The sequence below is a fragment of the Tritonibacter multivorans genome (assembly GCF_001458415.1).
GTDB classification, from domain to species: Bacteria; Pseudomonadota; Alphaproteobacteria; order Rhodobacterales; family Rhodobacteraceae; genus Epibacterium; species Epibacterium multivorans.
On record NZ_CYSD01000012.1, the window covers coordinates 479,429 to 499,673 of the forward strand.

21 protein-coding genes are annotated in these 20,245 nt (G+C 61.6%); 5 read left to right on the forward strand and 16 right to left on the reverse strand.

The genetic code is table 11. From position 1 onward, the window contains the following. Positions 1-384: 384 nt before the first annotated feature. The 6 genes from TRM7557_RS03610 to hemE form a co-directional block, all read right to left on the reverse strand. A complete protein-coding gene (locus TRM7557_RS03610) occupies positions 385-1,329 on the reverse strand; it encodes a calcium/sodium antiporter (protein ID WP_058288829.1) in 945 nt (314 codons plus the stop codon). Next, on the reverse strand, positions 1,326-1,514 hold the full coding sequence (locus tag TRM7557_RS20225) for a hypothetical protein (protein WP_058288830.1): 189 nt from the start codon (positions 1,512-1,514) through the stop codon (positions 1,326-1,328). Before TRM7557_RS20225 ends, TRM7557_RS03610 begins: the two co-directional genes overlap by 4 nt. A gap of 15 nt (positions 1,515-1,529) precedes the next feature. Continuing rightward, the gene (locus TRM7557_RS03620) at positions 1,530-2,327 is read right to left on the reverse strand and encodes a S49 family peptidase (protein ID WP_058288938.1); all 798 of its coding nucleotides are present in this window, start codon (positions 2,325-2,327) and stop codon (positions 1,530-1,532) included. A 141-nt stretch (positions 2,328-2,468) separates the two neighbouring features. Next, on the reverse strand, positions 2,469-3,230 hold the full coding sequence (locus TRM7557_RS03625) for an ABC transporter permease (RefSeq protein WP_058288831.1): 762 nt from the start codon (positions 3,228-3,230) through the stop codon (positions 2,469-2,471). Further along, positions 3,227-4,171, reverse strand: coding sequence for an ABC transporter ATP-binding protein (locus TRM7557_RS03630; RefSeq protein ID WP_058288832.1), 945 nt, complete (start codon positions 4,169-4,171; stop codon positions 3,227-3,229). The genes TRM7557_RS03625 and TRM7557_RS03630 overlap by 4 nt, the downstream gene beginning before the upstream one ends. Before the next feature lie 120 nt (positions 4,172-4,291). Next, a complete protein-coding gene (gene hemE / locus TRM7557_RS03635; protein ID WP_058288833.1) occupies positions 4,292-5,326 on the reverse strand; it encodes a uroporphyrinogen decarboxylase in 1,035 nt (344 codons plus the stop codon). Positions 5,327-5,438: 112 nt separating this feature from the next. Between hemE and hemC the strand changes: the two genes are divergently transcribed. Continuing rightward, entirely contained in the window at positions 5,439-6,401 is a 963-nt protein-coding gene (gene hemC, locus TRM7557_RS03640) for a hydroxymethylbilane synthase (protein ID WP_058288939.1), read from the forward strand. A 238-nt stretch (positions 6,402-6,639) separates the two neighbouring features. On the opposite strand, the gene TRM7557_RS03645 is transcribed toward hemC, so the two are convergent. The 5 genes from TRM7557_RS03645 to clpS form a co-directional block, all read right to left on the reverse strand. Further along, on the reverse strand, positions 6,640-7,443 hold the full coding sequence (locus tag TRM7557_RS03645; protein WP_058288834.1) for a glycoside hydrolase family 25 protein: 804 nt from the start codon (positions 7,441-7,443) through the stop codon (positions 6,640-6,642). A 124-nt stretch (positions 7,444-7,567) separates the two neighbouring features. After that, positions 7,568-8,470 (reverse strand): oxygen-dependent coproporphyrinogen oxidase, encoded by a 903-nt coding sequence (gene hemF, locus TRM7557_RS03650; protein ID WP_058288835.1) that lies wholly within the window; start codon positions 8,468-8,470, stop codon positions 7,568-7,570. An 18-nt stretch (positions 8,471-8,488) separates the two neighbouring features. Beyond that, positions 8,489-9,295: an SDR family NAD(P)-dependent oxidoreductase gene (locus TRM7557_RS03655; RefSeq protein WP_058288836.1), complete on the reverse strand. Its 807-nt coding sequence runs from the start codon at positions 9,293-9,295 to the stop codon at positions 8,489-8,491. Positions 9,296-9,402: 107 nt separating this feature from the next. Then, a complete protein-coding gene (locus TRM7557_RS03660) occupies positions 9,403-10,389 on the reverse strand; it encodes a class I SAM-dependent methyltransferase (RefSeq protein ID WP_058288837.1) in 987 nt (328 codons plus the stop codon). Between the two features lie 56 nt (positions 10,390-10,445). Beyond that, positions 10,446-10,769, reverse strand: coding sequence for an ATP-dependent Clp protease adapter ClpS (gene clpS / locus TRM7557_RS03665; RefSeq protein WP_058288940.1), 324 nt, complete (start codon positions 10,767-10,769; stop codon positions 10,446-10,448). 104 nt (positions 10,770-10,873) lie between these two features. On the opposite strand from clpS, the gene TRM7557_RS03670 reads away from it, so the two are divergent. The 3 genes from TRM7557_RS03670 to TRM7557_RS03680 all read left to right on the forward strand — a co-directional run bounded on the left by TRM7557_RS03670 (position 10,874) and on the right by TRM7557_RS03680 (position 13,826). Continuing rightward, entirely contained in the window at positions 10,874-11,587 is a 714-nt protein-coding gene (locus TRM7557_RS03670) for an HAD family hydrolase (RefSeq protein ID WP_058288838.1), read from the forward strand. A 7-nt stretch (positions 11,588-11,594) separates the two neighbouring features. Next, positions 11,595-11,915 (forward strand): hypothetical protein, encoded by a 321-nt coding sequence (locus tag TRM7557_RS03675; RefSeq protein ID WP_074941855.1) that lies wholly within the window; start codon positions 11,595-11,597, stop codon positions 11,913-11,915. A gap of 312 nt (positions 11,916-12,227) precedes the next feature. Beyond that, positions 12,228-13,826, forward strand: coding sequence for a D-alanyl-D-alanine carboxypeptidase family protein (locus tag TRM7557_RS03680; protein ID WP_207382614.1), 1,599 nt, complete (start codon positions 12,228-12,230; stop codon positions 13,824-13,826). Positions 13,827-13,962: 136 nt separating this feature from the next. Here the strand turns inward: TRM7557_RS03680 and ccoS are convergent, their stop codons facing one another. Genes ccoS through ccoG form a run of 4 tightly spaced genes read right to left on the reverse strand, consistent with a single transcriptional unit; the run spans position 13,963 to position 18,247 of the window. Continuing rightward, positions 13,963-14,121 (reverse strand): cbb3-type cytochrome oxidase assembly protein CcoS, encoded by a 159-nt coding sequence (gene ccoS, locus TRM7557_RS03685; RefSeq protein WP_058288841.1) that lies wholly within the window; start codon positions 14,119-14,121, stop codon positions 13,963-13,965. Positions 14,122-14,131: 10 nt separating this feature from the next. Next, positions 14,132-16,321, reverse strand: a complete 2,190-nt coding sequence (locus TRM7557_RS03690) for a heavy metal translocating P-type ATPase (protein WP_058288842.1) — start codon at positions 16,319-16,321, stop codon at positions 14,132-14,134. 3 nt (positions 16,322-16,324) lie between these two features. After that, entirely contained in the window at positions 16,325-16,813 is a 489-nt protein-coding gene (locus TRM7557_RS03695; protein ID WP_058288843.1) for a FixH family protein, read from the reverse strand. A gap of 3 nt (positions 16,814-16,816) precedes the next feature. Beyond that, a complete protein-coding gene (gene ccoG, locus TRM7557_RS03700) occupies positions 16,817-18,247 on the reverse strand; it encodes a cytochrome c oxidase accessory protein CcoG (RefSeq protein ID WP_058288844.1) in 1,431 nt (476 codons plus the stop codon). Between the two features lie 274 nt (positions 18,248-18,521). Here ccoG and TRM7557_RS03705 point away from each other — a divergent pair, with 274 nt between their 5' ends. Next, the gene (locus tag TRM7557_RS03705) at positions 18,522-19,133 is read left to right on the forward strand and encodes a DUF2270 domain-containing protein (RefSeq protein WP_413081150.1); all 612 of its coding nucleotides are present in this window, start codon (positions 18,522-18,524) and stop codon (positions 19,131-19,133) included. Between the two features lie 242 nt (positions 19,134-19,375). Here the strand turns inward: TRM7557_RS03705 and ccoP are convergent, their stop codons facing one another. Continuing rightward, positions 19,376-20,245 (reverse strand): cytochrome-c oxidase, cbb3-type subunit III, encoded by an 870-nt coding sequence (ccoP, locus tag TRM7557_RS03710; RefSeq protein ID WP_058288846.1) that lies wholly within the window; start codon positions 20,243-20,245, stop codon positions 19,376-19,378.

The following is a 20,245-nucleotide window of genomic DNA, read 5'->3' on the forward strand; positions in this document are numbered from 1 at the left end:
ACAGGCATATTGTTAAGTATATGATTTTAAATAAAACTTTTTTGACCAAATGGCAAGTGCTTGAATCCTAAAGAGTTTTTGTAACACTTCAGTAACCATTTTGTTTCGGGTGTATAAGTTCGGCTGACCCTAGGGAAATTGAACAGTGGCGCCGCAATTTCAGGTACTTATGCACCTTTGCTCCCCCCCCAAGTCGCCGAAGTTCCAAAGGCCCCTGCGCTGTTCGGCCTCTGTTCCTGCCACAGGGTCCAGGGCGCAGCAAACCCAAGGCGCACACCACCCGGACACGGCCTGTCTGGCGATGTTTTAAAAACAAAAAAACCTGCGCCCCGAACGGCACGGGATGCAGGCCAAAAATTTCAATCCAATTAAGGGGCAACGCGCCTAGAGCAGCACCGCCATATAAAGACCATAGACCGCCGTCAGGGCGATGCCCCAGACCCGCGTGATATCGCGGCGCATGAACACGAAGGGGACAATCGCCAGCGACGCCGCAAGCATCACCCAAAGGTCAAAGGTCAGGAACTCTTTGGCGACGGGGATCGGGCCCACAAAGGTGGCAATACCGATGATCGCAAGCAGGTTGAACATATTCGACCCAATCACATTGCCAAGCGCCACTTCGGCCTGACGCCGCAGCGCCGCCATCACGGTGGTGGCCAGTTCCGGCAAAGAGGTCCCGATGGCCACCAGCGTCAGCCCAATGACGGTCTCGCTCAACCCATACATGCGGGCAATCACGGTGGCGTTTTCCACCAACAGATCCGCCCCCAGCGGCAGGCCGATCAGCCCCAACAGCAGGTAGATCCCAATGCGCCAGTAAGGCATGTCGGGATCGGCTTCTTCGATGTCTTCCAGCTCGTCCGGTTCACCGGCTGCCCGATGCGCCCGCGCCTCGCGGAAGGCATTGCCCAGCACCAGCACCAGCGCCGCCAGCAGGATCAGGCCCGACCAGAAGGTAAAGACACCAAAGAACGCCAGCGCAATGAACAGCACGGTTGCCAGCAGCATGAACACGTAGTTCTTGCGCGTGTCGCATTCGCTGGTGTGCAGCGCCCGCATCAGGGCGGGCACGCCCAGGACCAGTAGAATATTGGCGGTGTTCGATCCCACCACATTCCCCATCGCAATCCCCGGCGATCCCTCATGAACAGCGCTGATTGCAATCAGCAGCTCTGGCGCAGAGGTACCAAAGGCCACGATCGTCAGGCTGACAATCAGGGCAGGCACGCCAAGGCGCAGGGATAGGTTCACAGCGCCGCGCACCAGCGCATCGCCCGCCAAGAGCAGGATGAGCAGTCCGAGACCGGACAGCAACCAGGGCATCATGATCGGGGATCTCCTTTTTTGCCAGGTTTCCCCTTGCAGTCGCAGGGGCCCTTGCCGATCTTAAAACGCCCGCATTTGGAGCAGCGGGCGGAATTGAGTTTTTTCTGTCCGGGAAACCGCAGGCGGCCAAACATGGCCAGAACCGCCATCCCGATCAGAAAGAAGGTGACGATTTTTACCAGCACACCCGCACCCGCCGATCAGAGGCCGAAGCGTGCAAAATGCGCGCGTTCTTCGACAATCGCCATGGCGTCCTGCGCCACGGACAGACCAATGCGGCCCAGCATCGGGCGCTTCACGCCATAGCGGCGGAATTTGACCTTCTTGCCAAAGCGCGCCTGTAGAAATGGTTTCAGATGCCCGATCCCATCAATCAGACCCAGCGCCTCGGCCCGACGGGCGAGCCAGACTTCGCCGGTGAACAGCTCTTCTGAAGTGTCGAGCTTGTCGCCCCGCCGCGCGGTCACATGGTTGATGAAATTGGCGTGGATATCCCCAAGCAACCCTTCAAGGCGAGCGACATCCTCTTTCTGTTCCGGGCGGAACGGGTCGAGCATGGATTTGCTTTTACCCGCGGTGTGGACGCGGCGTTCGATCCCCTGACGGGCCAGAAACACATGCGCGCCGAAACCTGCGGAGATCACCCCGATCGACCCCAGAACCGAACTTTCATCGGCGTAGATCTCATCCGCGGCGGCGGCCAGCCAGTAGCCGCCAGACGCTGCGACGTCTTCGACAAACGCGATGACGGGGACATCCAGTTCTTCGGACAGGCGGCGGATACGCGCGCCAATCAGCGAGCTTTGCACCGGGCTCCCGCCGGGAGAATTGATCTCCAGTGCGACGGCTGCGGGTTTTCCACGGCGAAACGCGCGCTCCAGAACTGGAGCAAGCGTGATGTCATTCAGCGCCCCGCGACCGGCCATGCCGATGGCGCCATTGAGGCGCACGACAGAGACCACGGGCGGGCGTTTGACGAAAGGCAGACGAAATCTCATGGCGCCCATGTAGAATGCGCGCGTCCCTCAAACAAGGTTTCGAGGCGCGGGAAATTCCCACATAGGTAAATTGAACGCGAATGGGGGCGTCTGCACAACAGATCGCCCCACATTCATATGCAAATCATGCCGCCCGCTGGCTTAGTCCCGCAGACGCCAGCCGGTGCGGAAGATCCAGCCAACGATGGCCAGACACAGCGCGGTGAACCCGGCGATGGCCAACAGGCTGAGGCCGACAGGCACATCCGCCTGATCAAAGAACGCCCAGCGGAAGCCCGAAATCAGATAGACCACCGGATTGAACAGCGTCACCGTCTGCCAGAACGGCGGCAGCATGCTGATCGAATAGAAAGAGCCTCCCAAAAACACCAAGGGGGTCACCACCAAAAGCGGGATCAGCTGCAGCTGTTCGAAACTGCGCGCCCAGATGCCAATGATGAACCCCATCAGCGCAAAGCTGACGCAGGTCAGGACCAGAAACAGCACCATTGCCAGCGGGTGGGCAATGGTCAGATCCACAAACAGCGCCGAGGTCGCAAGGATCACCACCCCGATAAACAACGCCTTGGTTGCGGCCGCGCCCACATAGCCAATGACAATCTCAAGGAAGTTCACAGGCGCCGAAAGGATTTCATAAATCGTGCCCATAAATTTCGGGAAATAAATCCCGAAGGAGGCATTGGTCATACCCTGGGTCATCACGGTCAGCATGATCAGGCCGGGGACAATGAAGGCGCCATAAGGCACGCCCTCGACCTCTTGGATCCGGCTGCCAATCGCGGCGCCAAAGACCACGAAATACAGCGAGGTGGAAATCACTGGCGACAGGAAGCTTTGGGCAAGCGTGCGGAAAAACCGCGCCATCTCATAGCGGTAGATGGCGGCAATGGCGGTCCAGTTCATTGTGCAGCCTCCTGCGGGCGGGCGTCATTGACCAGCGTCACAAAGATATCTTCGAGGCTGGATTGGCGGGTCTGCACATCCGCAAGCGTCAGGCCTGCCGCAGCCACATCATTCAAAAGTGCGGTAATCCCGGTGCGTTCGGCGCGGGTGTCATAGGTGTAGATCAGGCTTTTGCCGCCTTCGCCCAGGCGCAGATCATAGCTGTCCAGCGCCTCTGGAACGGCTGCCAGCGTGTCGGTCAGCTGCACCTCAAGTTCCTTTTGCCCCATCTGCTGCATCAGGTGGTCTTTGTCTTCAACCAGAAGGATCTCGCCCTTGGCGATCACCGCAATCCGGTCTGCCATGGCCTCGGCCTCTTCGATGTAATGGGTGGTCAGGATCACGGTCACACCGCTGTCGCGCAGGTCGGCGACGACCTCCCACATATCCTTGCGCAGCTCTACGTCCACGCCGGCGGTGGGTTCGTCCAGAAACAGAACACGGGGTTCATGGCTCAGCGCCTTGGCGATCAGCACGCGGCGCTTCATGCCGCCCGACAGTTCGCGGATCTGCGCATTGCGCTTGTCCCAAAGCGACAGCTTCTTCAGCACCTCTTCCAGCAGCGCATCATTGCGCCGCTTACCGAACAAGCCCCGCGACAGGCGCACGGTGTTAAAGACGGTCTCAAACGGCTCCAGCGTCAGTTCCTGTGGCACCAGACCGATCAGGCCGCGCGCGGCGCGGTATTCCGACTGGATGTCAAATCCGCCCACCGTCACCGTTCCCGACGTCAGTTTGGTAATGCCGCAAACCGTGGAAATCAGGGTTGTCTTGCCCGCCCCATTGGGACCAAGCAGCGCAAGGATCTCGCCCTCGCGAATATCGAGCGTCGCCCCCCGGAGGGCCTCGAACCCGCCGTCATAGGTTTTACGCAGGTCCTTGATGGACAGGATAGAGGTCATAGGCCGTCCCTTATTTGATCCCAGTCTCCTACCCCAGAGGCGCAGGAGACAATGTGAAGCAGTTCACAATTACAGGGATAAAGTGCCGCCGCCCAAGCGGCAACAGGGGGACGGTGCGGATCAGCCCTCGCGGACGGTATCAATCATCCGCTGCACATTGTCGGGATCTGCGTCCGGTGTGATGCCATGGCCAAGATTGAAGATATGCGGCCCCTTGGAGAACGCCTTCACGATCTTGCGGGTCTCGTCCACCAGCTCTTGGCCACCCGTGACCATATGGCGCGAGGCGAGGTTGCCCTGCACGCAGCCATCGACTTGCAGGTTGGCCGCCGCCCAATCCGGCGCGACAGAGTTATCCAGCGCCAGACAGTCGATCCCGGTCTCCTTGGCAAAGCCCACGTAAGCCTCGCCTGCTTCACGCGGGAAACCGATGACGGGAATGCCCGGATGGCGGTCTTTCAGCGCCGCTGTGATGACCCGGCAGGGCTCCAGCGCGTATTTGCGGAAGGCCTCGCCCTTGAGCGACCCCGCCCAGCTGTCAAAGATCTTCACCACTTCAGCGCCCACTTCGATCTGCGCGCTCAGGTATTCGATGGTGGCGGCCGTGATGCGATCCAGCAGCGCCTCGAACAGGGCGGTGTTTTCCTGCCGCAACGCATGGGCCGGACCCTGATCCGGAGTGCCACGGCCAGCGATCATATAGGTCGCCACGGTCCAGGGTGCGCCTGCAAAACCGATCAGCGTGGTTTCTTGCGGCAGTTCGCGCGACAGGATTTTCACTGTCTCGTAGATCGGGTTCAGGGTCTCGTGAATGTCCGACACCGGGCCCAGCTTGTCAAAATCGCCTTGGGTGGTGATGGTCGACAGGCGCGGGCCTTCGCCGGTGACAAACCACAGATCCGCGCCCAGCGCCTGGGGGATCAGCAGGATATCGGCAAAAAGGATCGCCGCGTCGAACCCGTATCGACGGATCGGCTGCAACGTGACCTCGGCCGCGAGCTCGGGGTTATAGCACAGAGACAGAAAATCCCCAGCCTGCGCCCGGGTGGCACGGTACTCCGGCAGGTAACGGCCCGCCTGACGCATCATCCAGATCGGCGGCACGTCCTGGGTTTCGCCTGCAAGGGCTTTCAGGATTTTCTTCTGCTCGCTCATGATCTGCCTCTTTTAATTTGATGCCCCTCCGAGGTCTGCTTTCAGCGGCAAATTGTCAAGGTGGAAGGCCGCGCGCTTGCCACGACAGAATGTCGCGATTATGGCTGTGGCCATGACATTGACCCTGCCCTCCCCCGCTTCGCCCCTCAAAATCGGCACCCGTGGTTCGCCTTTGGCGCTGGCGCAGGCCTATGAGACGCGCGCGCGGCTCAGCGCGGCGTTCAGCCTGCCGGAAGAGGCGTTCGAGATCGTGGTGATCCAGACCACGGGCGACAACCGCGCCATGATCGACGCCGACCGACCGCTCAAGGAAATCGGCAACAAGGGTCTGTTCACCAAGGAAATCGAAGAGGCCATGCTGGCCGGCACCATCGACATTGCGGTGCATTCGACCAAAGACATGCCGACAGTGCAGCCCGAGGGGCTGGTGATCGACTGTTTCCTGCCGCGCGAAGACGTGCGGGATGCCTTTGTGTCCCCGTCGTTCAAGGGCATTGCCGATCTGCCCGAAGGCGCGGTTGTGGGCTCGTCCTCTCTGCGCCGCCGGGCACAGCTACTCTATCGCCGCCCGGACCTGAAGGTCGTGGAATTCCGCGGCAATGTGCAGACCCGCCTGAAGAAACTGAACGATGGCGTCGCGCAATGCACCTTCCTGGCCATGGCAGGCCTCAGCCGTCTGGACATGTTGGATCAGGTGCCCGCGACGGCGGTAGAGGTCACCGACATGCTGCCTGCCGTTGCGCAGGGCGCCATATGCATTGAACGTCGGATCAGCGATGACCGCACAGGCGAGATGCTGGCCGCCATCCACCACGGTGAAACCGGCCAACGCCTGACCGCAGAACGCGCCTTCCTCGAGGCGCTGGATGGGTCCTGCGAAACCCCCATCGCAGGGCTGGCAGAGCTGACAGGTGGTCAGCTGCACCTGCGCGGCGAACTGCTGCGCCCGGACGGCTCCGAAGCGATCTCTGGCGCGCTGAGCGGTGCTGTGTCCGATGCGCGTGACATTGGTCAGTCCCTGGCAGCGCAGCTGCGCAATCAGGCTGGTCCGGGCTTTTTTGACTGGCATAGCTAAGCGCGCAACCGCCCAGCCCCGCCTGTATTTCGTCAGGCATCGTCAAAGTTGGACCCGCCTTCGCCTGCGGCGGGCGGAGCACTCCCGCCCCTTTTTCAGGAGGCAGAGCCTCCTTCAAAAGCGTTGGGCCAGGCAGGCCGCGCCGAAGGCGCGGCCTGCCTCCCGGCGATGCGCGTAGCGCAGCGCAAACCCTCTCTCCGGTCGCCAAATCACAGGGCTCGCGCCATGGCAAAAACCGCTATTGCGATGCCCAGCGCAGCCAAGCCTCTGGGTTGCCCGCAAAGACATTGATGTCAACGTCACCGGCAATCCCGGCCATCCGCCCGGTGCCCGTGTATTGCCAGAACAGCCAGTTTGCGCCGGGGTAGACCTCGCGCGGGTGACCTGCCACCGACCGCAGCCAGAACTGCGCGCCGCGCAGCCGCCCAATCCCGGTGTCCCGCCAGAAATCCACGGTTGTGTAAATCACTGGTGTCTTGCCATAGTGGCGTTCGATCAGATTGATAAACCGCTGCGCCTCGCGGCGCACCTGCGCCCCTTTTGGTCGCCGCTTGCAGGTTTTCGACTGATGGTTCCATTCCATATCGAGAACTGGCGGCAAAGCCCTGCTGTCGCGGGGCACATTGCGGATAAACCACCGCGCCTGCGCCTCGGGCGAGCGGCAGAAATAATAGTAGTGATAGGCCCCGCGCTTCACCCCCGCCCGGCGCGCCCCGCGCCAGTTGTCCCGGAACTTCGGGTCCAGCACATCCCCGCCTTCGGTGGCCTTGATATAGGCAAAACTGACGCCTTCGCGCCGAATACGCGACCAATCAATCGCGCCTTGCCAGCGCGACACGTCGATCCCATGCACCGGGTAATTGTGCGGGCGGCGCCCCTGCCAGTCATGCGGGTCGCTGTCACCAAACTTTGGATAAACCGCCAGCCGGGCCACCGATGCGGCGTTCGCGCTGGTCGAAGGTGGACCTGTATCCGGAGCAGATCCGGGACCAGATCCACAGGCCGCCAAGAGGAAAAGTGCCAAAGCAAACAGCCGCCGCATAAATTCTCCTGCTCGCAAAACAAAAGCTGCCCCGATTGGACCGGGACAGCCTGTCAAAAGCAAGGTCTCACAGCGTAAAATCAGCGCCTCGGCAGGTCCCGGCCAACCGCTCCGGCCAGAGGGATCACACCCATTTCGCCAAGGGCGGCAGGCTCATCAGAACCGCATTGGCATCATGGCCCGTTTCCAGACCAAACTTGGTGCCCCGGTCATAGACCAGATTGTATTCCGCATAGAGCCCACGGTGGATCAGCTGCGCGTCCTTGTCGGCGTCGTCACAGGGCTGGACCCGGCGTTTTTCGATCAGTGGCACATAGGCCGGCAGAAACGCGCGGCCAATGTCCTGCGTCAGGGCAAAATCCGCCGCCCAGTCACCGCTGTTGCGGTCATCCATAAAGATACCGCCAACGCCACGTGCCCGCCCCCGGTGCGGGATAAAGAAGTACTCATCGGCCCAGGCCTTCAGCTTGGGATAAAGGTCATCCCCATGCGGCGCCAGATGCGCCTCTTGGACGCCGTGAAAATGCGCCGTGTCCTCGGCGTATTCAATGCAAGGATTCAGGTCCGACCCACCGCCGAACCACCAGCCATGAGGCGTCCAGAACATCCGCGTGTTCATGTGCACCGCAGGCACATGCGGGTTGCGCATATGCGCCACCAAAGAAATGCCCGAGGCCCAGAAACGCGGGTCTTCTTTCATCCCCGGCAGGCCTTTGCGCGCGGCCATTGCCATCTGCGCACGTTCGCCCAGGGTGCCGTAGACCTCGGAAATATTGACGCCAACCTTTTCAAACACCCGGCCGCCGCGCATGACACTCATCAGGCCACCGCCTGCATCCGCGCCGCCCTCACCTTCGCGCGTGGTCTCAGTGACCTCGAACCGGCCCGGCGCCATATCGGCAAAGGGGCCTTCGCTGTGGTTGTCTTCCAGCGCCTCGAAGGCTGCAACGATCTGATCGCGCAGCGCGCGAAACCAGTCTGCAGCGCGGGCTTTTTCAGAGTGCATCTCTTGCGCGGGGCTTGTCATCGATCGTGTCCTTCAAACTCAGTGCACAGGAACGGTCACCGGGTCCAAAAGCGTGCGACCACCGTCCACTGTGATCACCTGACCGGTCAGAAAGGCCGACGCCTCAGAGGCCAGGAACAAGGCAGTTTCAGCCAATTCGGTGGGCGCCGCAATGCGACCAAGTGGCGTGTGCTGTTCAATGTCTTCGCGCAAGGGGCGGTTGCCCTTGAGCACCTCTTTCATCGACGCGCTCATCACCGAGCCAAAGGCGATTGAATTCACCCGGATGCGATGCGGCGCCAGAGCCACGGCCAGCGACCGGGTCATCTGATCCAGCGCGGCTGACGCCACGGAATAGGCCAGCAGATCCGGGTGCGTCCGGCGCGCCGAGATCGACGAAAGATTGATAATTGTGCCAACCTGTTCGCCCGCGTCTTCGCTGTCTTCGGACTGGCGGATCATGCGTTTGGCAACCTGCTGGCTGAGCCGCATGGCCGTCATCAGGTTCTGCTGCAACAGCTGTTCGACCGTTTCATCCTGCGGGTCCAGCGGGTCAGAGGTCACAACCTGCCGTGCCCCATTCACCAGAATGTCGATTTCGTCAAAGGCATCAATGGTCGCCGACAGAAGGTTCGCCACCGCCAGACGCTCGCGCATATCGCCCACAAAATAGCGGATATTGCTGTCCTCGGCCTGCTCGCCCAGTTCGGCCAGCAGCGCGGCCTCATCGGTATCCACAAACATCACATTGGCGCCCGCATTGGCCAGCTGGCGGCCAATCGCAAGGCCAATACCGCTGGCCGCACCGGTGACAATGGCGGTCTTGCCGCTGATGGAGAAACTCATCCTAGAAGCCCTCATGTGTTTTGTTCCGCCGCAAAACCGGCTGGCACCGAAGCGGACGTTACCCCGTATACTTCGGGTTTTGAACAAAATTAATGGTGCGCGACGCCCTAGCGTGCCCGTTTGGGACGTTCCGCCAGCAGAACCTTGAAACTGCGATCCCCTGCGACCTCGGTCACTTTGGCAAAAGCGCCATCCAGCGTTGCCTCGTAGGGCAGATGGCGGTTCGCCACCAGATACAGCCGGCCAGAGCCCACCAGAATGCGCGATGCATTGGTGATAAAGGCCTGACCCAGCGACGGCTCGGCGCTGCGGCCCGAATGGAATGGCGGGTTCATGATCACCGTATCGATGCTGGATTTCGCCCCCCAGTCGCGGGCATCCGCCCAGTGGAAGGACGCGCGTTCGTCGGTCACGTTCTGACGCGCGCAGATCAGCGCCACATGGTTGGCCTCCACCAGATCCAGCGATTTCACACCGGCACGTTCAAAAGCCGCCGCCGACAGATACCCCCAACCGGCGCCCAGATCCGCGACCCGTGCGCCCAGCTTTTCTGGCAGTGCCGCCGCCAGCATCCGCGAGGCCGGATCGACCCCATCGGCCGAGAACACACCAGGCGCGGTGACGAACCCTTCGACAGGGGCCCGCTCTCCGGGCAGCCAATCGGCAAGATCCAGCCCGGCCTCGATCCAGAACGCCTTGCCATGCGCTTTGGAAATCGCCGCCGACGGTGTTGTGCGCTTTTTCAGCTCTTTCAACAGAGAATCAATGCCCTCGGTCTTGGCCCCATCCAAGAGCAGCTGACCATCGGTCACTGCCGCCGCTTCGGCCACACGTTGGCGGCATTCCGCCTTGGCACGCGTGGCAAAAACCACCGCCGCCGCAAAGCGTTCATCGGCAGGAATTTCAGCGGCCACAGCAAAACCCTGCGCGGCCCAGCCGTCATGGTCCGGCTTCAGCGGCTGTACCACCAGCACACGGTCACGCGGCAGGGCAGACAGGTCATGCGCAGCGGTGGCCTGCATCACCAGAACGCGGCCTTCTTCGGGCACAACAAAGCCCTGCGCCTCTACCGCGAGGGTCAGACGAATAGACATGGGGAAGTCCTTTCTTCGCCAGTGCGCCGCGCGCCTGGCAGATTAACCGCTTGAGGTTACTCTTCTTTTTCCATGGTGCATTGCAGCGGATGCTGGTGGCGACGGGCATAATCCATCACCTGTGCGACCTTGGTTTCCGCGACCTCATGGCTGAACACGCCAACCACAGCAAGGCCCTTTTTATGGACCGTCAGCATGATTTCAAAGGCCTGCGCATGGGTCATGCCAAAGAAGCGTTCCAGCACAATGACCACAAATTCCATCGGGGTGTAGTCATCATTCAGAAGCAGCACCTTATAGCGCGGCGGGCGCTGGGTGCGCGGACGCGTCTTGGTCAAAAGACCCAGATCGTTTTCGTCATCTGTATTGTCCGACATCATCACAGGCTGCTGCATCGCTTCTCGTATTCCGGTCATACATGGAAATTCAACACCGGCTTATATAGGCTTTCGGTGCATAAGGAAAAGAGATTGAGAACACTATAATGGCAAGACAGATCACGACAGTGGGTTTTGACGCAGATGATACGCTCTGGCACAACGAGCGTTTCTTTCGCATGACGCAGGACCGTTTTGCCGAATTGATGATGGATCACACGCCCGAACATCTGGGGCGCGAGGAACTGGACCGGCTGCTTCTGGACGCGGAAAAACGCAATCTGGGCCGCTATGGCTATGGCGTCAAAGGCTTCACGCTGTCGATGATCGAGACCGCGATTGATGTCTCGGGCCATGATGTGCCGACCACCGTGATCAAGGAACTGCTGGTCGCGGGTCAGATGATGCTGTCCTATCCGATCGAACTGCTGCCCCACGCCCGCAACGCAGTTGAGGCGCTGGCGGGTCAATACAAACTGGTGCTGATCACCAAAGGCGATTTGCTGGATCAGGAACGGAAACTGGCACAATCCGGCCTTGGCGACCTGTTTGATGCGGTCGAGATCGTGTCAGAGAAGACGCCCGAAGTTTATACAGACATTTTCAACCGCCACGGCGATGGCGCGGCCCACGCCATGATGGCCGGGAACTCCATGCGGTCCGATGTGGTGCCTGTTGTCGAGGCCGGCGGCTGGGGCACCTATGTCCCGCACGGTTTGGTCTGGGAGGTCGAACACGCCGAACCGCCCACCGACAGCCCCCGCTACCATGAAATCGCCGATCTCAGCGCCCTGCCCGCCCTTCTGGACCAACTGGACTGAACCGCCCATGCCCCAAGCTGAACTGTACTACAGCCAAGACCTCGCCCTCGATGCCCCTGCGCTGCTGCGGGATATTGAGGCGATCATTCACACCCACGACCCCTCGTCCGGGGCCTGCAAAGGGCGGGCCTTTGCGGTGGCAGACACCCATCATCGCCACGTCCTGTTGCAGATTGCATTGCTGGAGAAAGCGCATCGCACCCCCGCCTTCCTGCAAGCGCTGCAGGACAAATTGGCCCACAGAATCGCGCAGGGCCTGCCGTCGCCCACCGCGCTCGGCGTGGAGCTGCGGTTTCTGTCGCCCCATTACCTGACCATCGAGGTTTAACCGTAAAATCGCGCGACCTTTGAGCAGCCCAAGCGTTGCAGGAAGGTCGCGCGCGCAAGTTTTTTCCTAACGAAGGCTTAACGAAACCGAGATGTGGTGGGCACCCAGGAACGCCCCGCAAAATATGGACAAATCTCGGATTGGATTTAATTTTCAGCGAACGCTCAATTGTTTATTCCTTGACCAAGCTGTGTTAGCCTCTTTGCAACCACAAAGAGTCAGTCGAAAAATCGACGACACGAGGCAGACATGGCAAAGATCGCGCAGGGTTCCCACAGCCGGAGTCCGGACACCTTTATTGGTCCCCGAAACATGGCAGTCGCCATGCGGAGGTCAGGTGCGGCGCTTTTGTTGGGTCTGACCCTGCTGGTCGCCGCCCTGACACCGTCCTTTTCGATCGCCGCGCCCTATGCGGCCATGGTGATGGATGCGCGCACCGGTAAGGTGCTGCATTCCCGCAATGCCGACACCCGGCTTCACCCGGCCTCTCTGACCAAGATGATGACGCTTTATATTGCGTTCGAGGCGGTGCGGAACGGCGAAATCTCGCTCGACAAGAAAATCACCATCAGCCGCAATGCCGCGGCTGAGCCGCCGTCTGAGCTGGGCCTGCGGACAGGGCAGAAAATCGCTCTGCGCTACTTGCTGCGCGCCGCTGCGGTGAAATCCGCCAATGACGCGGCCACCGCAATTGGTGAGGCGATCTCCGGCTCGGAAGCTGCCTTTGCGCGTCGCATGACCCGTACCGCCAAATCGCTGGGCATGACCCGCACGACGTTTAAGAACGCGCATGGCCTGACCGCCAAGGGCCACCAGTCCACCGCCCGCGACATGACCATTCTCGGACGCCATATCCTCTATGATTACCCCGAGTACTATAATCTGTTCTCCCGCACCTCGACCGATGCGGGGCTGAAGGTGGTCTACAACACCAACCGCCGTCTACTGGGCAGCTACCGGGGCGCAGATGGCATCAAAACCGGCTATACCCGCGCGGCGGGCTACAACCTCGTGGCCTCGGCCAAGCGCGGCAATGAACGCATTATTGCCACCGTCTTTGGCGGCAAATCCACGCCTTCTCGCAATGCCAAAGTGGCCGAGCTTCTGGACCTCGGCTTCCGCCGCGCGCCCTCCTACGCCAAGCTGCGCAAACCGGCCCTGCCGCGCTACACCGGCAACAAGGACCTTCAGGTCGCGGCCGCCGATCCAAAGCCGAAGCTGCAAACCGGTCCGCTCAAGACCACCATCCGCCCACGCATGCGCCCGTCGTCGCTGCTGGTGGCTGCAGCCCAGCCTGCGCCACAGGATCCGGAACTGCAAAACAGCATCAACAGCCTGCTGGCCGAAGTGTCAGCTGACACCTCAGCGGAAGACGCAACCGAAATTGAACAGCTGTCGGTGTCGGCACAGGACATCACCGCCCCCGACAGCGCGCCGCGTCCGATCATTGACCTGCGTCCGCGCCGCGAAACCGCTGTTGCCACAGCAGTTGCCGCAGCTCAGGAGGGCACCGCAGCCGCAGACACCGCTGTGAGCGCCGCTGCACAGACCCCTGCGGTTCTGGCCCGTTACAGCGGCCCCCGCCCGCGTATGCGCCCGACAGATCTGGCAACCCGCACCGCCGAAGTCGCGCCCGAGGAACCCGTTCTGGTGACCCGGATTTCCACATCCGGTGGCCGCTATTGGGGCATCAATGTGGGCCGCTATGCCAGCCGCTATCAGGCCGAAAAGGTGCTGCTGCGCACTGCCCTGTCTGAAATGGAAACGCTGGACGGATCCCTGCGCAAAGTGGTGCAGAGCCCGCGTGGCTTTGATGCTCATTTCCTGGGAATGACCCAGGAAGGGGCTGAAAGCGCCTGCAGCCGCCTGCGCGCACGCAATGTCTCCTGCGATACGCTTGGGCCTTCTTGATCCCGGCGCGCCGCATTCCACGACACAGCCACAAACGCGACCGCGCCGCGCCAAAGCGCGGCGCCGGGCCCAACAGCCAAGGCTGAATTTGCAATTCAGATGAAGGCGGCGGGAGCGCCCCGCCTGCCCGCGCCCGTCAGGGGCGCGGATGGTCGTCCCATTCGTCACTCAGGATGCGGCGGGCATCGCCATCGGGATCCTCATACTGATTGCTGCGCAGGGTATAGACAAACCCCCACAGTCCCAGCCCCCCCAGGACCAGTGAAATCGGGATCAAATAAGAAATAACCGACATCAAGCCCCTCCTAGCGCAGTCGCAGCGCGTTCAAAGACACGGTGATCGACGAGGTGGACATTGCCAGTGCCGCGATCAGCGGTGTCGCCAGACCAGCCACCGCAAGCGGCACAGCAATCACATTGTACAGCGTCGCAATCCGGAAGTTCTCGCGAATGCGGCGGGTCGCTTTCTGCGCCACCCCACAGGCCGCATGGATCGGGGTCAGATCACGCCCCAACAGAACAATATCAGAGGCCACCCGTGCCGCGTCCAACGCAGACGCAGGCGAGATTGACACATGCGCCGCAGCGAGCGCGGCAGTGTCATTCAACCCATCGCCCACCATCAGCACCTTGTGACCAGCCTCCGACAGGGCCTGAACACGGGCGGATTTGTCCTGCGGCACGGCCTCTGCCTGCCAGTCGGTCAGGCCCAGACGTTCTGCCAGATCCTGAACTGCCGGTGCGCTGTCGCCCGAGATCAGCAGAACGGACTTTCCCGACGCCTTCAGTGCCGCAACGGTCTCTGCCGCGCCGGGGCGCAACGCATCAACAAAGCCAAAGCCACGCGGCGCACCCGATCCCAGATCCAGCCAGGTCATGGTCTGACGGCTGATCGGCGCGCCCAGCCAGCTTGCCCGCCCCAAACGCACGCGATGCCCCTGCCAGTGTCCCTCAACACCAAATCCCGGAACCTCGCGCAGGTCCGCGACCGCAGCAGGTGCCACATTCGCGGCGCGCGCGGCCTTGGCAATCGCCTGCGCCAACGGGTGGGCAGAGCCTGCGGCCAGCGCCGCCGCCACCGCCAGATCCTGTTCAGGGATCTGGTCCAGATTGACCAGCTCAGGCTGGCCCTCGGTCAGGGTGCCGGTTTTATCAAACACAACCGTGTCGACCTCTGCCAGACGCTCCAGCGCGGTGGCGTGTTTCACCAGAAGCCCCGCCCGGAACAAGCGCCCGGACGCGGCCGTGGTCACCGCAGGCACCGCCAGCCCCAGCGCGCAGGGGCAGGTGATAATCAGCACCGCCGCCGCAATGTTCAACGCCGTGCGCATATCAAAAGTGAACAGATACCAGCCCAGAAACGCCAGCGCCGACAGGATGTGGACCCCGGGCGCATAGAGCTTTGCCGCCCGATCGGCGAGCGAGGTATAGCGCGACCGCCCGGACTCTGCGATGGCCACAAGATCCGCCAGCCGATGGAGCGAGGTCTCCTCGCCCACGGCGGTGGCCCGCAGGGTCAGCGGGCCGGTCAGGTTCACTTCACCCGCCGAAACCACATCCCCCGGGGCTGTGGCAACCGGCAGGGTCTCTCCGGTCAGCAGGGACCGGTCCAGCTCGGAATGTCCCGACACAACCTCCCCATCCACCGGCATCCGCCCGCCGGGGCGCACCAACACCATGTCGCCTTCGCGCAGGTCAGACACGGCGACCTCTTCTTCCACACCGTCACGCAGACGCAGGGCACGGGGCACCTCCAGCGCGGTCAGCTCTTCCGCGGCAGATCGGGCCACCGCCCGCGTGCGATGGTCCAGATACCGCCCTGCAAGCAGGAAGAAGGTCAGCGTCAGCGCTGCATCGAAATAAGCGTGTTCGCCCGACAGCGTGGTTTCCCACAGCGATGTGACCAGCGCCAGCACCAGCGCCAGCACAATCGGCACATCCATATTCAGCCGCCGCACCCGCAGCGCCGACCAGGCGTTTTTGAAAAACGGCTGCGCCGCATAGAGGATCGCCGGAAAGGTGATCGCCGCCGAAATCCAATGGAACATATCGCGCGTCGCATCCGTCGCCCCGGACCAGACCGAGATCGACAAGAGCATGACGTTCATCGAGGCAAACCCCGCCACCGCCAGCCGCAACAACAGATCACGGCCCGCCTTGTCGGCTTCGGTTGCGCTCAGCGCGGTGAGGTCCAGCTCATGCGCCTCATAGCCAAGGCCCTCGCAGACCGGGATCAGATCGGCAGCGCGCATCTCGGGCTCGGCCTCGATCAGGGCGCGCTTCAGGGTCAGGTTCACCCGCGCATCGCGCACGCCGGGCACGGCATTCAACCCACGCTCCACTGCCGAAATACAGGCCTGACAGTGGATGGTTGGCAGGGAAATCGCCAAGCGCGCCTCGGTTGGGGCGTCCTTGACGGGTTCGGTCGGACCTGCCGCGCAGCCCGGACAGACCGCAGTTTGGTGGCGCAGATAATCAGGATCGACGGCAGTCATGGCTTAGCCTCTCACGTGCAGCTCAATGCGCTGCTGGAATTCGGTGCCATCTTCAGAGACCGCGCGCAGGCGCAGGACCCATTTGCCGGGGCTCAGATCCACCGGCATCACATGCGCCGTGCCGTCAAAAGTGAAGTCCACCGCGCGGTCGTCCTGCACATGGGTCGACCGGCCCAGCACCGCCTGCAGGGTCGCAGGCTGCACCGGGCTGCCCCCTGCGTCGCGGATATTGAGGCGCAATTCGCCCCCTTCCACCACAGCCGACACATCCCAGCCCAACGCCAGCTGCGCGTCGCGGCGGGTGTCGAACTCCTGACTGGCAACGTAAGAATTCTTGACGTTAAGCCCCGGAAAGGTCCGCACCGCATTCACCGCCAGCGAGATATTGACCGCGATAATGACCCCAAAAGCGCCCACGCAGACCGCCAGCATATGCCAGCCGGTGAATTCGCGGGGCTTGCGTCCGGTGTGTTCAGCACTCTGATCAGCCATGGGTCAGTTCCCCCGTCCATTAAAGGTGGTGTCGCGGTGCGCGCGCTCTCCATTGATAACATCTTCGGCCCAGATCCGCAGGTCTGTGGCCTCTGCCTCGGCAGCAGCACTGTCTTTGGGTGCCACAATATAGACCCGCTGCAGCAGCGCCGTGTCGGCCGGAACGGTGACCGCAGTGCCATCCTGACCCTCCAGCCGCAGATCCAGCCCATCGGCCTTGCCCAAGCTCAGCTCAAACGGGCGCGCCTCCCCATGTTTGTTGCGCAGGCGCACATCATAGGTATTGCGGATCGCGCCATCGGACAATGTGACAAATGTGGGGTTGCGCACCGGTGCCACGGTCAGGTCGATGTCCGACCGAATGAACAGCGCAAACACCAGCGCCAGACCGACGCCGCCCCAAAGCACGGTATAAACCATCGTCCGCAGGCGGAAGACATGCTGCCAGATCGGGCGTGGCGGCTGGCCTTCGCGCTCGCGCGGCTCGTCCGACAGCGCCATATAGTCGATCAGACCGCGGGGTTTGCCAACCTTGTCCATAATGTCGTCGCAGGCATCAATGCACAGTGCGCAGGTGATGCATTCCATCTGCTGGCCGTCGCGAATGTCGATGCCCATGGGGCAGACGTTGACGCAGGCCATACAGTCGATGCAGTCCCCCATCGTTTTGGCTTCCTCGGATTTGCGATGTTTGCCGCGCGGCTCTCCACGCCAGGGGCGGTAGCCGACGGTCAGCGTGTCCTCGTCCATCATCGCCGCCTGAATGCGCGGCCAGGGGCAGGCATAGATACAGATCTGCTCGCGGGCAAACCCACCAAAAAAGAAGGTGGTGAAAGTCAGGATCGCCATTGTCGTATAGGCGACAGGATGCGCTTGGCCTGTGACCAGATCCACCGCCAGCGTCGGCGCATCGGCAAAATAGAACACCCAAGCCCCCCCGGTGGCGAGGCCGATCAGCAGCCAAGCCACCCATTTGGTCACCCGCAGACGGGCCTTGCGCAGGTCCCATTTGGCTTGCCGGTGCAAACGCAGGCGGGCGTTCCGGTCGCCTTCAATCCAGCGCTCCACCAGAATGAACAAATCCGTCCAGACAGTCTGCGGACAGGCATAGCCGCACCAGACCCGCCCCAGCGCAGAGGTAAACAGAAACAGGCCCAGCCCTGCCATGATCAAAAGGCCCGCAACGAAATAGAACTCATGCGGCCAGATCTCGATCCAGAAGAAGTAAAACCGCCGCCCGGCCAGATCCAACAGAACCGCCTGATCCGGCAATTCCGGCCCCCGGTCCCAGCGGATCCAAGGGGTCAGGTAATAAATCCCAAGCGTCACCGCGAGGATGACCCATTTCAGATTGCGGAACTTGCCGCTGACCCGTCGGGGAAAGATCGGTTCACGGGCAGCATAGAGGCTGGGGACTTGTTGGGAATCGCTCACGGAGGCTCTCCGGTCTGGCTATTGGCTCAGCTTGCTTGTCCCAGAAGCACGCGGCCAGAACTTTGACGTGGATCAAAAATGGGTATCGTACTTGGATGTTTTCATCGGTCGTTTTGTCGCGTCCTTCAAAAAACATGCTTTTGACCCACAGCATTTCCCTGCGCTAGGCTGGGGGTGACTGCGGAAGGGAGGAGCCGCCATCGCCGACGCCAGCAAACCGGACCCGTTAGACCGAAAATCCCTGAACGCCGCCGAGATCGGGGCGCTGGCCCATTTGTACCGGGCCGAGGTTTACCGTTCGACCATCTGGCGCACGCGGCTTGACACAACCACCAACTGGTCCGTGGTCACGCTGGGCGTGGCGCTGTCGATTTCCTTCTCGTCCCCCGATGCCTCCCCCCTGCCCTTGGTGTTGGTGGGGGTTTTGATCATCTTCTTTCTGATGCTCGAGGCGCGGCGTTACAGGTACTTCAACGTCTGGCGTGCCCGCGCCCGATGGATGGAAACCCATTTCTACGCGCCGATGCTGGATGATGGCGATCTGCATCTGGAGGAGAACTGGCAGAAAGTGCTGGCCGGGGACTATCGTAAACCGGGCTATCACGTGTCGTTCCTCACCGCGATCGGGCGACGCATCCGGCGCAATTACCTATGGATCCTGCTGATCCAATCCGCCGCCTATGCAGGCAAGGTCATGGTGCATCCGGGTCCGATCTCGCATTGGAGTGACGTGATCACCCGATCAGATGTCGGCCCCATTCCGGGCGAGGTCATGATTGGCCTTGGCGCAGCCTATGTGATCAGCTGGACCGGCCTCGCCATCTGGAGCGAAATCCATGACGGCAACCGCGCCATCGACCATGGCTCTGACACGTCAATGGGTTAGCGTTTTTGGAAAAAACGCCGGTCTCTCAGGAAACGCGCGAACACTCGAAAGACCGGCGCCAGAGGAACGGCAGGTATTGGGCCATCCCTAGTGGAGGTAGACCCCTCATGGGAAAGGGGCCAACGTGCAGCCCCAATGTGCCACCACCACCACTTGCAGACTTTGACCTCGATCAACCAAATGGCGCAAAATGCAAAAAGCCGCCCGGTTGGGCGGCTTTCTTTGGGTCTGCCTCAGCGCACTTATTCACCGCCACCCAGCTGGTGCACATAGGCGGTGACCGCGCGGATCTCGGCCTCGGTCAGGCGGCTGTCCCAATTGGGCATGACGCCATAGCGCGAATTGGTCACGGTCTCTTTCAGGCTGGCGTAGTCCCCACCATAGAGCCAGATCGCATCCGCCAAGTTCGGCGCCCCCTGGTCGCGGTCGCCCAGCGCAGTGTCGCCGTGACAAGACGCGCAGTTGTCGGCAAAGACCTCAGCCCCTACGGTGACAAGCGTTGCATCCTCTGGGGTGCCGGACAGCGACATGACATAGTTCACAACCGCGTCGATCTCGCCTTTTTCCAACAGCTCATCGCGGCCAAAAGCGGGCATCTCGGAATAGCGCGCATCGTCGCTTTCCTCATTGCGGATGCCATAAGACACGGTGGCGTGGATGTCCTCGACAGAGCCACCCCAGAGCCAGTCATCGTCCAGAAGGTTCGGATAGCCAACAGCCCCCGCCGCACCAGAGCCATGGCACTGCGCACACCAGGTTTTAAACACCGCCCCCCCCGCAGAGACCGCATAGCGGTTCAGCTCTGGGTCGCTGGTGAGGGCCGCAAGCTCCATTTGCTCCAGCTTGGCATTGATCGGGCCATTGGCCTCTTCCACAGCGGCGATCTCTGCCGCGACATCGGCACGCGACGACCAGCCCATCAGACCTGCGGTGGCCGAATTGACCAGCGGCCAGGCCGGGTAGGCAATGGTATAGATCACGCCCCAGATGATGGTGGCATAGAAGGTCCATAGCCACCACCGCGGCATTGGGTTGTCAAACTCTTCGATCCCGTCCCACTGGTGGCCAGTGGTATTTGGATCGCCTTTGAATTTATCGACAGGTTTGGTCAT

Excerpts from the sequence above, each read along its gene's own strand:
- TRM7557_RS03695 (WP_058288843.1), bottom strand. The coding sequence starts at position 16,813 with ATGGCTGATCAGAGTGCTGAACACACCGGACGCAAGCCCCGCGAATTC.
- TRM7557_RS03690 (WP_058288842.1), bottom strand. The coding sequence starts at position 16,321 with ATGACTGCCGTCGATCCTGATTATCTGCGCCACCAAACTGCGGTCTGT.
- TRM7557_RS03655 (WP_058288836.1), bottom strand. The coding sequence starts at position 9,295 with ATGAGTTTCTCCATCAGCGGCAAGACCGCCATTGTCACCGGTGCGGCC.
- hemC (WP_058288939.1), top strand. The coding sequence starts at position 5,439 with ATGACATTGACCCTGCCCTCCCCCGCTTCGCCCCTCAAAATCGGCACC.
- ccoP (WP_058288846.1), bottom strand. The coding sequence starts at position 20,245 with ATGACCAAACCTGTCGATAAATTCAAAGGCGATCCAAATACCACTGGC.
- TRM7557_RS03625 (WP_058288831.1), bottom strand. The coding sequence starts at position 3,230 with ATGAACTGGACCGCCATTGCCGCCATCTACCGCTATGAGATGGCGCGG.
- TRM7557_RS03675 (WP_074941855.1), top strand. The coding sequence starts at position 11,595 with ATGCCCCAAGCTGAACTGTACTACAGCCAAGACCTCGCCCTCGATGCC.
- TRM7557_RS03670 (WP_058288838.1), top strand. The coding sequence starts at position 10,874 with ATGGCAAGACAGATCACGACAGTGGGTTTTGACGCAGATGATACGCTC.
- TRM7557_RS03645 (WP_058288834.1), bottom strand. The coding sequence starts at position 7,443 with ATGCGGCGGCTGTTTGCTTTGGCACTTTTCCTCTTGGCGGCCTGTGGA.
- TRM7557_RS03630 (WP_058288832.1), bottom strand. The coding sequence starts at position 4,171 with ATGACCTCTATCCTGTCCATCAAGGACCTGCGTAAAACCTATGACGGC.
- clpS (WP_058288940.1), bottom strand. The coding sequence starts at position 10,769 with ATGATGTCGGACAATACAGATGACGAAAACGATCTGGGTCTTTTGACC.
- TRM7557_RS03610 (WP_058288829.1), bottom strand. The coding sequence starts at position 1,329 with ATGATGCCCTGGTTGCTGTCCGGTCTCGGACTGCTCATCCTGCTCTTG.
- ccoS (WP_058288841.1), bottom strand. The coding sequence starts at position 14,121 with ATGTCGGTTATTTCTTATTTGATCCCGATTTCACTGGTCCTGGGGGGG.
- hemF (WP_058288835.1), bottom strand. The coding sequence starts at position 8,470 with ATGACAAGCCCCGCGCAAGAGATGCACTCTGAAAAAGCCCGCGCTGCA.
- TRM7557_RS03620 (WP_058288938.1), bottom strand. The coding sequence starts at position 2,327 with ATGAGATTTCGTCTGCCTTTCGTCAAACGCCCGCCCGTGGTCTCTGTC.
- TRM7557_RS03660 (WP_058288837.1), bottom strand. The coding sequence starts at position 10,389 with ATGTCTATTCGTCTGACCCTCGCGGTAGAGGCGCAGGGCTTTGTTGTG.
- hemE (WP_058288833.1), bottom strand. The coding sequence starts at position 5,326 with ATGAGCGAGCAGAAGAAAATCCTGAAAGCCCTTGCAGGCGAAACCCAG.
- TRM7557_RS03680 (WP_207382614.1), top strand. The coding sequence starts at position 12,228 with ATGGCAGTCGCCATGCGGAGGTCAGGTGCGGCGCTTTTGTTGGGTCTG.